We start from the raw sequence: 12,782 nt of genomic DNA on the forward strand, positions 1-12,782 counted from the left end.
ATTGCCTCGTGTCCTTCGGCACCTCCTTACGATAACAGTTCGACAATCGTCGAACGTCCTTAATCGCTTACGTTTTCGTGTTTCCTTTATCTCAGATCGGAAGGAATGTTCGGTTAAAACCGCCACTTTGCGTGGGCACAGGTCATACGGCAATAAACGGGCGTTTGCGCTATTGTTCTATAATAGCGAAGATGACTGTTTAGTGGCGTACAACTATAATAGGTCTATGAAAGTACATTGAACTTACACACAATCATCAGGACTAATTATTTTCTAGCTAGGAGCCGTATGTAGACAGATAATTACCAAATACTAATACCTTTTATTAGCTTCAGGAAAAAAATAACACCTCGCAAAAAGTGTCTTCATCTGTCTGTATCTGTTGAAATCGTTTGCCTTTTGAGATATATTCATAATGGATAATCAGAACGGAGGTTACTTCATGACAAATCGGTATGCTGTTATTCTTGCAGCGGGTCAGGGCACTAGAATGAAATCGAAATTATATAAAGTACTTCATCCAGTTATGGGCCGACCAATGGTACAACATGTAATGAATCAAATCAAAACCGTAAGCTTAGAGGAAATTGTGACAATAGTAGGCTATGGAGCTGAAGCTGTTATAGAGAAGGTTGGCGGAGAAAGTAAATTTATTGTCCAAGAGGAACAATTAGGGACTGGACACGCAGTGCAACAAGCGGAAAAAATATTGAAGGATAAAGAAGGAACGACGATTGTTGTTTGTGGCGATACACCGTTAATTACAGATGAAACATTTCAAGCGCTTTTTAACCACCACGAAAAAGAAAATGCAAAGGCCACAATCTTAACAACGAAGGTGGGAAATCCTGCTGGGTATGGTCGTGTCATTAGAAATAATCAGTATGAAGTAGAGCGCGTTGTCGAACAAAAAGATGCGAATGAAGTTGAACTAGCAGTTAACGAGATAAATACTGGTACATATTGTTTTGATAATCAAGCACTTTTTCAAGCTTTAAAAGAGGTATCTAACGATAACGCACAAGGAGAATATTATCTCCCAGATGTAATAGAAATCTTGCGTCGTAAAGATGAAAAGGTGTCTGCATTCTTAACCCCAAATGATGAAGAAACGTTAGGTGTAAATGACCGTGTGGCACTAGCACAAGCAGAAAAAGTGTTGAAAAAGCGCATTAACGAAAAGCATATGCGTAATGGCGTAACGATTATTGACCCTGACAACACATATATTGGTCCAGATGTTATAATAGAACAAGATGTACTTATTCATCCAGGATCTATTATTACTGGAAACTCATCAATTAAAAGCAATGCCGAGATTGGTCCGCATTCAGAGGTATCAAACTGCTCTGTAGGAGAAGATACGGTTATTCGCCAAAGTGTTGCGAGTGATAGTCAAATTGGAGCTCGCGTGAATATTGGACCATACGCACATATCAGACCAAAAGCTTCGATAGGCAATGAAGTAAAAATTGGTAATTTTGTCGAAGTTAAAAAATCGGTTATAGGCGATCAAAGTAAAGTTTCTCATCTGAGTTATATTGGTGATGCAGAAATTGGAACAAACGTTAATGTTGGTTGTGGAACAATCACGGTTAATTACGATGGTGAAAATAAGTATTTAACAAAAATTGACGATGATGCTTTCATAGGTTGTAATTCAAACTTAGTAGCACCCGTAACGGTTGGTAAAGGTTCGTTTATAGCGGCTGGTTCCACTATTACGAAAGATGTTCCGGAGGATTCCTTATCTGTTGGACGTGCACGGCAGGAAAATAAAGAAGGATACGCAAGAAGGTTAAAGAATAGAAAAAAAGATTAACGGAGGGTTTTTTCATGACATCAGGCTATAAAGATCGATCTTTGAAGGTATTTACGTTGAACTCAAACCGTAAATTAGCAGAAGAAATTGCAACTCATATTGGAACTACTCTTGGTGAATGTACTGTTGCTGCGTTTAGTGACGGCGAAATACAGATTAATATTGAAGAGAGCATTCGCGGGTGTGATGTTTATGTTGTTCAGTCAACATGCTCACCAGTTAATCAACACATCATGGAATTACTTATTATGATTGATGCATGCAAACGTGCATCGGCTAGGTCAATTAACATTGTAATGCCTTACTATGGATACGCACGTCAAGATCGCAAAGCTCGTTCTAGAGAACCTATTACAGCTAAACTTCTTGCGAATTTATTGGAAACTGCTGGTGCAGACCGCGTGATCACATTAGACCTACACGCACCGCAAATTCAAGGGTTTTTCGATATGCCAATCGATCATTTGCAAGGTGTGCCGATTCTGTCTGATTACTTCGAAAAGAAAAACTTTGATGACATCATTGTTGTTTCACCAGATCATGGTGGTGTAACACGTGCAAGGAAGATGGCGGATCGTCTAAAAGCTCCAATTGGTATCATCGATAAGCGCAGACCACGTCCAAATGTTGCAGAGGTTATGAATATCGTTGGTAACATTGAGGGGAAAACAGCAATTTTGATTGATGATATAATCGATACAGCAGGCACGATTACACTTGCTGCTAATGCCTTAGTCGAAAACGGGGCAACAGAGGTATACGCTTGTTGTACACATCCGGTGTTATCGGGACCAGCTATTGAGCGTATCGAGAACTCAAGAATAAAAGAGCTAGTTATAACAAACTCTATCCCTTTAGAAACGGACAAGTATATTGATAAAATCACACAACTCTCTGTAGCACCATTAATTGGTGAAGCTATTATACGTGTTCATGAAATGAAATCAGTAAGCATACTATTCGATTAGAGGTTTAAAAGTAAATGAATACGGGAAATAATAATGAGTAGCAATTCAATTCGATATTTTTACTAAATACGAAATAAAAAAGAGATTTAAGCTTGGCAGATGCTAAGTTTGCAAATAATGGAGGGTGAAAAAAATGGCAGTAAAATTAAAAGCAACATTACGTAATAGTCAAGAGCGCTCAGCACTAAAAAACACGAGAGAAATTGGACATGTTCCTGGAGTAGTCTATGGGAAAGAAAAGGAATCAAAGTCCATAGCGGTAGATAGTGTTGAATTATTGAAAACAGTTCGTGATGAAGGTAGAAACGCAATTATTTCATTAAATATTGAAAATGATTCTTCTGTGGATGTCATGCTACATGATTATCAAATGAATCCGATTAAAGATGAATTAGTACATGTAGATTTCTATATTGTAAATATGTCTGAAGAAATGGACGTTGATGTGTCACTTCATTTAGAAGGAGAAGCTCAAGGTGCAAAAGACGGAGGCGTATTACAGCAACCAATGCATGAATTGCAAGTACGCGCGAAACCTGGTGATATTCCAGAGGAGATTTCAGTAGATGTATCTAAACTGGAAATTGGTGACAGTATCGCAATTGCTGACTTACCAAAAGGAAAAAATTATGAATTTATTGATGATCCAGAAACAACTGTTGCAACAGTTGTTCCACCAGATACAGGAGATAATGAAGACGAAGAGACAGATGAAGACGCTGAGCCGGAATTAGTAGGAGCAGAACCTGACGACAAGGAATAAAAATAGAAGATGAATGAAATATAATACAACTTAGCCCTCCTGTGAGATAGAGTGAGATAGATGCATTCTTAAGTAGGAGGGATTGTTGTATGTAGGATAGTAGTTTATTTTTAAATAAAGGAAGTAGCATATTGATGAAGTGTATAGTTGGACTTGGAAACCCAGGCAAAAAGTATCGTACAACTCGCCATAACATTGGATTTATGGTCATTGACGAGTTAGTACGTCGTCATTCATTTGACCTAAATAAATCGAAGTTCAATGGCAACTATGCCCTTGAACATATTGGAAGTAGCAAGGTGCTGCTACTTCAACCACAAACGTATATGAATTTGTCAGGTGAAGCAATCAGACCTCTAATGGATTATTATGATATCGCAACAGAGGATGTAGTTATTGTCTATGATGATTTAGATCTGCCAACTGGAAAAATTCGGTTACGTCAAAAAGGTGGCCCTGGAGGCCATAATGGGATTAAATCAACCATTAACCATCTAGGCACGAAAGAGTTCAAACGGATTAGAATCGGTGTCGGACGACCTGATACACCACAACCCGTAATTGATTACGTGCTGGGTTCTTTTCCAAAAGAACAAAAAGACGATGTACAGGATAGTGTAACAAAAGCTGCAGACGTCTTTGAAGCCTGGCTAGAAAAACCGTTTATAGAAGTTATGAATGAATATAATTAAGAAAAGCGGAATAACATAGTGTCTAGATTACAAGAATTTTCCCTTAACACGATTGGGTATAAAATTCCACATTTCGGATAAACTTTAGGATACCCCATGTTTATTCGAGGAGGTATTTTATGTCTATTGTCTATACTTGTAGACATTGCGGGAATGAGGTTGGAAAAATAGATCAACCAATTATTGATTCCGCAACGCTTGGTATTGATAAATTGTCAGCTGATGAACAAAAAGAAATGATACAATTTAAGCAAAATGGAGATGTCCAAATCAAGACAATTTGCGAGAATTGTGAAGCAGCATTAGGACAGAATCCACACTATCACGAACTTGATTTTTTTATACAATAGAATAGTCGAGCAAAGCTTTGGTTCTCAAACCAAAGCATTTTTGCGCTTGGCAATACAGAAATAACTATACATAGTATGGGAAGTTGTAACTGTCGTCGGGAGCGGGAGTAATTGTAAATTGGCTGTACGATTGCCGTTTTAGGAAATATATCAATCATTGCTAACCATACACTTTCGCTTTTTACACAACATTTGGGGGTTTTTACTTTGAAAGGTATTGATACATTTTTACAATCAACGGACGATATACAGTCTATTATTAGCGGAATTGAATCTGGAATGCAGGAACAACTTGTAGCGGGGCTCTCAGGTTCAGCCAGGAGCTTGCTTGTTTCAGTTATTGAGGAATCTATTAACAAACCTGTATTGCTGATTACACACCAACTCGTCCAAGCGCAACAATTATATGATGATTTATCAGAGTTTATGGGTGATCAAAATGTTCATCTATACCCTGTTAATGAATTAATTGCATCGGAAATTGCAATTGCTAGCCCAGAATTAAGAAGTCAACGTATTGAAGCGCTGACGGAGTGGTCGAAAAAGAAATCAGGAATTTTGATCGCCCCTGTTACTGCATTGAAGCGGATTTTGCCACCAACAAGCTATTGGGAAAAATATCAACTTCACTTTATGCTGGGGGAGGATATTGATATAGATACGTATCTAAACTCACTTGTAGATATGGGGTATGAACGTCAAACGATGGTGACAACCCCGGGTGAGTTTAGTCGTCGTGGTGGAATTATTGATATCTACCCTATTACCGAATCTCATCCTATTCGGATTGAGCTTTTCGATGAAGAGGTAGACTCGATACGTTATTTTGATGCTGAAACTCAGCGCTCATTGGATAAAAAGAAAAAGGTTACTATCGGGCCAGCAACAGAGTTGCTGTTAACGGAAGAGGATTTACTTTCAGGTGCGAAACGAATAGAAACTGAATTAGCAGAAACCCTCAAGAAGTTAAAATCAAACGATGCGAAGGAAACACTATCAGAAGCACTAAACCACGACCTTGAGCGATTAAAAAATCTCGAACATTTTCAAGAAATGTACAAATATATTGGATTTCTCTACAAAGATCCTGCTAGTTTGTTAGACTATTTACCAAAAAATGGGTTAGTTATCTTGGATGAAATGAGTAGAATTCAGGAAACAGCTACGAACATTGATACTGAAGAAGCTGAGTGGTACAGCAACTTGCTTGAAACGAACAAGATGGTGCAAAACAGCAAATTCTCTTTTGATTGGCATGAGGTATGGAAAAAAATGGAACAGCCACGAATATATATGTCTGTATTTATGCGGCATATTCCGAATACACAGCCACAAAATATCATCAATCTATCATCTCGTTCGATGCAAGAGTTCCATGGTCAAATGCACCTTTTTAAAAATGAGTTAAAACGTTGGACGAAGAGTGATTCGTCTGTTGTCATCCTAGTGCCAAATAAAAAACGCATGGAAAAGGTTCACTCCATTTTTGCAGACTATGACATTGAAACAACCATGGCAAAAAAATTAAAATTACCAGTTGATAAGCCCACGATTGCAATAGGTAACATAAGTAGTGGGATTGAACTGCCAATGCATAAGCTGGTATTAATCACAGAAAATGAGTTGTTTAAGAAAAAAACAAAGCGGGTTAGAAAAAAACAAAAGATATCCAATGCTGAACGGATTAAAAGCTATCAGGAATTAAAAATTGGCGACTACGTGGTACACGCAAACCATGGTATTGGTAAATACATTGGGATTGAAACGCTTGAAATGAATGATATGCACAAAGATTATATGCTGATTCGCTATGCAAGTGATGACAAGCTTTTTGTACCCATAGACCAAATAGATTTAGTCCAGAAGTTTGTTGGTTCAGAGGGAAAAGAACCAAAGCTATACAAATTAGGTGGCAGTGAGTGGGCAAAGGTTAAACAAAAAGTTCAATCATCCGTTGAGGATATTGCAGACGATTTGATCAAGCTTTATGCTGAGCGTGAAGCAAAAAAAGGATATGCATTTTCGGAAGAGACAGAGATGCAGCGTGAATTTGAAGCTGCTTTTCCTTATCAAGAAACAGAGGATCAAATTAGATGTATTGAGGAAATTAAACAAGACATGGAAAAGCAGCGACCAATGGATCGCTTACTATGTGGTGATGTCGGATATGGTAAAACAGAAGTAGCAATTAGGGCTGCATTTAAGGCTGTTGCAGATGGTAAACAAGTTGCCATACTAGTTCCAACAACCATACTTGCGCAACAACATTACGAAACTATTCGCGAACGTTTCCAGGATCAAGCTGTTTCTATCGGATTACTTAGTCGATTCCGAACTAAAAAACAACTCAAAGAAACTACCGCTGGGTTGAAAAGTGGAATAGTTGATATTGTAATTGGTACCCATCGTTTATTATCAAAGGATGTAGTATACCGCGACTTGGGATTGTTAGTCGTTGATGAAGAACAGCGATTTGGTGTAAAACATAAAGAAAAAATTAAACAAATGAAGACAAATGTTGATGTGCTAACGTTAACTGCAACACCAATTCCGCGTACTCTTCATATGTCTATGCTTGGAGTTCGGGATTTATCTGTGATCGAAACACCACCAGAAAATCGATTTCCGATTCAAACATATGTGTTGGAGTATAATCCAATTCTTATTAGAGAAGCAATCGAACGAGAAATGTCCCGAGGTGGACAGGTGTTTTTCCTTTATAATCGTGTAGAAAACATTGATTCGATTGCTCGTGAAATCGGGTCTCTAGTAGAGGATGCGAAAATTGCAATTGCCCACGGACGAATGAATGAAACTGAGCTAGAAAATGTCATGTTTGGTTTTTTAGAAGGGGAGTTTGATGTTCTAGTTAGCACGACCATCATTGAAACAGGTGTAGATATACCGAATGTTAATACATTAATTGTATACGATGCCGATCGAATGGGATTAAGTCAGCTTTATCAATTACGTGGACGCGTTGGGCGTTCAAATAGAGTTGCTTATGCATATTTCACCTATAAAAAAGACAAGGTTCTGACGGAAATTGCAGAAAAACGCTTACAGGCAATTAAAGAATTTACAGAGCTGGGCTCAGGTTTTAAAATTGCGATGCGAGATTTATCTATTCGTGGAGCGGGTAACTTGTTAGGTTCTCAGCAACATGGTTTTATTGATTCAGTTGGATTTGATATGTATTCCCAAATGCTTACGGACGCCATAGAAGCACGAAAATTTGGCAAAGATGTCATCGATATGAAACCGTTTGAACCAGAGCTTGCACTTAAAATTGACGCCTATATCCCAGATACCTATATCAAAGATGAAAAACAAAAAATTGATATGTATAAACGTTTCCAAACGCTGACATCCAGTGAAGACTTTGGTGATTTGCGGGAGGAAATGGTCGATCGTTTTGGAGATTATCCAGAAGAAGTGGCAAATTTATTTGATGTATCATCTATGAAGATGCATGCTAGAAATGAGCGTGTTGAGTCAATTACAGAAAAGAATAAAAAAATGGAACTAATTGTTGACGAAACCCGCAGTCAACAGCTTGATGGTTCTAAATTGTTTACACTTGCAAATGAATTTGGACGTGGAGTTCAGCTTGGAACAGATAATAAAAAGTTGAAAGTCATAATCCAGTGGTCGAAAGACGTCGAGCATACACGTTACAACATAGCAACAAGGTTTATGGAACAATTAGCAAGTGTTAACCGAACCGATTAAAAATTACTTTTAATGCATAGTTTCTGCCATATGAATCATACTAAATTTATAACTGGTGTTTTCTTCAAGTTCTATGTAAAAGTGGAAATTGAACCAGAAATGATCATCATAGGAAAGTGAGGCTACATTAGAATGAAGGCAACAGGAATCGTGCGTCGAATTGATGATTTAGGCAGGGTAGTTATTCCAAAAGAAATAAGAAGAACATTGCGTATTCGTGAAGGAGATCCTTTAGAAATATTTGTGGATCGTGAAGGAGAAGTTATACTAAAAAAATATTCACCTATAAATGAATTAGGAAGCTTCGCAAAAGAATATGCAGAAGCATTGTTTGATTCCTTACATCAACCAGTGTTAATCTCTGATCGGGATGAAATAATTGCGGTTGCGGGGGAGTCGAAGAAAGACTACTTAAATAAAAGCATTGGTGAACAAATAGAAAAAGCCATTGAAAACCGTTCCCAATTATTTGAAACAGAATCAAAAAAGGTTGAAATTGTAAAAGATAAAGATGAAGAGCTATCATCTTATTGTATAAGTCCAATTATTGCTAATGGTGACCCGATAGGCTGTGTAATTATGGTGGCAAGAGATGGAAAGCAACTTAGTAATGTTGAACAAAAAGGAATTGAAACTGCCTCAAGCTTTTTGGCAAAACAAATGGAATAATTATAAAGGAAGATAAAGGTCAGTATTTCACTGGTCTTTTTTCTTTGTTTTAAGTTCTATCTATTTGTACGTTTCTTAGCAGTCGCCTCCGCTTTTCTAGTCTAGCTGCAGCTCCTAGCGACTAGCAAATAGTTAGTCCAGATGAATGTACGGAAAGTCCACTGTACTTTCACAGTTCTATCTATTTGTACGTCTCTTAGCAGTCGCCTTCGCTTTTTTAGTCTAGCTGCGGCTCCTTGGGGTTCGCGACATAAGCAAGGAACACTCCGAGTGCAAAGAGCAGCACTCTACGGTTCCTTGCTTATGCGTGTCACCCCAGAACAGTCGCCTTCGCTTTTTTAGTCTGCTATAATGAAAAAAATTAGACTTTATAGAAAGGCGTTTGACATAGCATGAACGGAAATGAATCAGATCATCTGGTGAAAGGGGCATTAATCCTCACAGTTGCAGGGCTCATCAGCAAAGTGTTAAGTGCTGGGTACCGGATTCCGCTACAAAATTTAACAGGCGATATCGGATTTTATATTTACCAACAGATTTATCCTTTTCTCGGGATGGCACTTGTCCTGGCATTATATGGTTTTCCATCCGCTATTTCAAAGATGACAAATGAATTTTGCTCACAAGGAAAGCCAATTTCCGTGAAAAGCTTATACATACCGTTATTTAGTATTCTATTGATTATTAATGGTTTTATTTTTGGCTTTATTTATTTTAATGCAGCGGGTATTGCAAACTGGATGGGCGATCCAAATCTCACGAAGTCACTTCAAGCAACTGCGTTTGTGTTTTTGTTAATACCGTTCACTGCATTAATGCGCGGAGTGTTTCAGGGCAGGTACCAAATGCGGCCAACTGCCCTTTCACAGGTTGGTGAACAATTAATCCGTGTGTTTATTATCCTCACAGCTGCTATCATACTCTTTAATGGTCAGGGGAATATCTATGCAATAGGTAAAGCAGGTGCAAGTGCTGCTATAGCAGGATCGATCGCAGCAATAATAATCTTAGGAATATTTTTTATGAAAGAAGCACCGTGGTCGACAGATCAATATACCATTCCATGGAATTATTACTGCAAGATGCTAGTATTTTTTGGATTGATCGCTTCATTAAATCATATGACATTGTTAGTTATTCAATTGGCAGATGCTTTTACGCTTGTTCAAGGATTACAAGATTTTGGTCTGACACGAGTAGGTGCTATGGAAGAAAAGGGTATATTTGATAGAGGACAACCACTAATACAGCTATGTACAGTACTGGGATCATCGTTTGCTTTAGCCCTAATTCCGAACTTATCAGGGGGGAAATTAAAGCAACGCCCCGAGGAAACATACCACTTTGCAAGAAGCGCTTTATCGTTTAGCTTCTTTCTGACAGTTGGAGCGACTGTTGGAATCATTCTCATTTTTCCGGAGGCGAATAGGCTTTTATTTCAAAATCAAAGTGGAACAGAAAGCCTTCGTATTTTAATGCTTGCGATTATTTTTTGCTCACTAGCTATAACTGCAACATCTATTTTACAAGGCTTAAACCGAATGAAGCGTACAGCGTTTTTCATAATTCTTGCATTCGTTGTAAAGTGGTTCATTAATATACTTTTGGTCCCACTGTTCGGCATTACAGGAAGTGCTATTGCAACTGTTATGGCACTATTATTCTTATGTTATCTAGTATTTCAAGCATTGCAAAAAGAATTGCCGAAGTTATTCTTTTTTAGACAAATAAGATGGCGTGCACTACTGCTGGCTAGCGGTGGTATGGGTATTTACGTTGAAGGGATAGGTTTGGTTATTCCAGATAGTTTTCACACGGACCGGCTCATGTTACTAGTTTATGTTATATTTGTAGCACTATCAGGTGCAATTATTTATTTGTTACTACTACTAAAATTCCGTGCATTTACTGAAAAGCAATTATGGATGCTTCCGTATGCATCTTTTATCTTACGAATTCAAAGAGGGAGGAACAGTCATGGCTAATAAAATCGAAGTAATTGGACTGGGTGCGGGGGACATCAATCAATTGCCTCTTGGTGTATATAAAAAACTAACTAATGACACACAGGTCATCTACACACGTACAAGTGATCATTCTGTTATTGATTCGTTGAAACAAGAAGGCGTTAGGTTTGAAGCCTTTGATCATTATTATGAGAAAAATGAACAATTTGAAGATGTATATGTAAAAATAGTAGAAGAGTTACTGAAAAAGGCAATGGATACCCCCGTCATCTATACAGTACCAGGACACCCGATGCTAGCCGAAAAAACCGTACAACTATTACTAGAACAAGAAGATATCCCTGTTACAATAATAGGAGGGCAAAGCTATTTAGATGATCTCTTTACAGCATTAAAAATAGATCCAATTGAGGGGTTCCAGTTTGTTGATGGGACATCATTTGACCGTAGCCAATTAAATTATCGTCAACATCTTGTATTTTGCCAGGTGTATGATCGGTTTATTGCTTCAAATGTAAAGCTTGCCTTATTAGAAGATCTTCCATCAGATTATCCAATTAAAGTTGTCGAAGCGGCAGGTAGTACGTCAGAAAAAATTACTACTATTCCGCTTGAGGAACTTGATCATGCACTTGAGGTAGGGAACCTAACGAGTGTATACGTGCCTCCAGCTCCACCAGTCATGCTGAATCATACGTTTAATCGACTAAAAGAAGTAATTAGCACATTACGCGGCCCTGGTGGTTGCCCGTGGGATCAAGTACAAACACATGAAACATTGCGGGAATATGCAATAGAAGAGGTCTATGAATTAATAGGTGCGATAGATGAACAGAACGATGAAGGGATTATTGAAGAATTAGGCGATATCTTGTTGCAAGTCATGCTGCATAGCCAGATAGGTGAGGATGATGGCTATTTTATGATCGACGATGTTATTCAATCGATTACAGACAAAATGATTCACCGTCATCCTCATGTGTTTGGGGATATAAAGGCAAATTCTGTTTCAGAAGTGTATAAAAACTGGGACACGATAAAACAAGAAGAAAAGGGCCATGAACGACCATCTTATTTAGATGGAATTCCGAAACGCTTTCCATCACTTTCAAAAGCCTCGGAGCTGCAAACGAAGGCAGCAAAGGTTGGATTCGAATGGGCCAATCCAGAACCAGTTTGGCAAAAGCTAGAAGAAGAAATTGCCGAGGTGAAGGAAGCAATTGAAAATAAAGATGATAGCGAAATAGAGAAAGAGTTTGGTGACGTACTATTTGTCATTGCAAATCTAGCAAGGTATTATAAAATAAATGCAGAGGTAGCATTAAATCAAACCAATCAAAAATTTGTGTCGCGTTTTCGGTATATAGAGAAACAACTTGCAGATGAAGGAAAACAGCTTGCCGATGCATCATTAGAAGAGATGGATAACTATTGGAATCAAGCAAAAGGAAAAGGGTGAAAATCATGCGATTAGATAAATTTTTGAAAGTATCACGACTAATTAAAAGACGAACATTAGCAAAAGAAGTAGCGGGGCAAGGAAGAATTACAATTAATGGTAATAAATCAAAAGCGTCCTCGACTGTAGAAAAAGGGGATGAGCTCATCATCCGGTTTGGTCAGAAACTCGTAACAATCAAAATAAATGATTTAAAGGAAGTTGTACGAAAAGACGAAGCAGAAATGTTATATAGCGTTGTGAAAGAAGAAAAGATTGATTAACTAGACGTTTAATAGAATTGTCCTTTTTGCATGTATTGTTTTAAAGAGGCTGGGACATAACTAGCCAAAAATAACTTAAAAATGGTTCCGATCATCG

General features: G+C 38.0%; 10 protein-coding genes. All 10 read left to right on the plus strand.

Translation table 11 applies throughout. The annotated features are described in order from the left end of the window. Positions 1 to 442 precede the first annotated feature (442 nt). The gene (gene glmU / locus AC3G7N_RS16990; RefSeq protein ID WP_489423361.1) at positions 443 to 1,822 is read left to right on the plus strand and encodes a bifunctional UDP-N-acetylglucosamine diphosphorylase/glucosamine-1-phosphate N-acetyltransferase GlmU; all 1,380 of its coding nucleotides are present in this window, start codon (positions 443 to 445) and stop codon (positions 1,820 to 1,822) included. 14 nt (positions 1,823 to 1,836) lie between these two features. Further along, entirely contained in the window at positions 1,837 to 2,790 is a 954-nt protein-coding gene (locus AC3G7N_RS16995; RefSeq protein WP_489423362.1) for a ribose-phosphate diphosphokinase, read from the plus strand. A 133-nt stretch (positions 2,791 to 2,923) separates the two neighbouring features. Continuing rightward, a complete protein-coding gene (locus tag AC3G7N_RS17000; RefSeq protein ID WP_489423363.1) occupies positions 2,924 to 3,553 on the plus strand; it encodes a 50S ribosomal protein L25/general stress protein Ctc in 630 nt (209 codons plus the stop codon). Between the two features lie 134 nt (positions 3,554 to 3,687). Next, positions 3,688 to 4,245 (plus strand): aminoacyl-tRNA hydrolase, encoded by a 558-nt coding sequence (gene pth / locus AC3G7N_RS17005; protein WP_489423370.1) that lies wholly within the window; start codon positions 3,688 to 3,690, stop codon positions 4,243 to 4,245. Between the two features lie 119 nt (positions 4,246 to 4,364). Next, positions 4,365 to 4,595 (plus strand): anti-sigma-F factor Fin, encoded by a 231-nt coding sequence (gene fin, locus AC3G7N_RS17010; protein ID WP_489423364.1) that lies wholly within the window; start codon positions 4,365 to 4,367, stop codon positions 4,593 to 4,595. Positions 4,596 to 4,802: 207 nt separating this feature from the next. Further along, positions 4,803 to 8,327, plus strand: coding sequence for a transcription-repair coupling factor (gene mfd, locus AC3G7N_RS17015; protein WP_489423365.1), 3,525 nt, complete (start codon positions 4,803 to 4,805; stop codon positions 8,325 to 8,327). A 132-nt stretch (positions 8,328 to 8,459) separates the two neighbouring features. Beyond that, entirely contained in the window at positions 8,460 to 8,996 is a 537-nt protein-coding gene (spoVT, locus tag AC3G7N_RS17020) for a stage V sporulation protein T (protein ID WP_489423366.1), read from the plus strand. 392 nt (positions 8,997 to 9,388) lie between these two features. Continuing rightward, positions 9,389 to 10,981: a putative polysaccharide biosynthesis protein gene (locus tag AC3G7N_RS17025; protein ID WP_489423367.1), complete on the plus strand. Its 1,593-nt coding sequence runs from the start codon at positions 9,389 to 9,391 to the stop codon at positions 10,979 to 10,981. Continuing rightward, positions 10,974 to 12,422: a bifunctional methyltransferase/pyrophosphohydrolase YabN gene (gene yabN, locus AC3G7N_RS17030; RefSeq protein WP_489423368.1), complete on the plus strand. Its 1,449-nt coding sequence runs from the start codon at positions 10,974 to 10,976 to the stop codon at positions 12,420 to 12,422. The genes AC3G7N_RS17025 and yabN overlap by 8 nt, the downstream gene beginning before the upstream one ends. 5 nt (positions 12,423 to 12,427) lie before the next feature. Continuing rightward, entirely contained in the window at positions 12,428 to 12,685 is a 258-nt protein-coding gene (locus AC3G7N_RS17035; RefSeq protein ID WP_489423369.1) for an RNA-binding S4 domain-containing protein, read from the plus strand. The last annotated feature ends 97 nt before the right edge of the window (positions 12,686 to 12,782 follow it).

This window comes from Virgibacillus carmonensis (genome assembly GCF_057836705.1).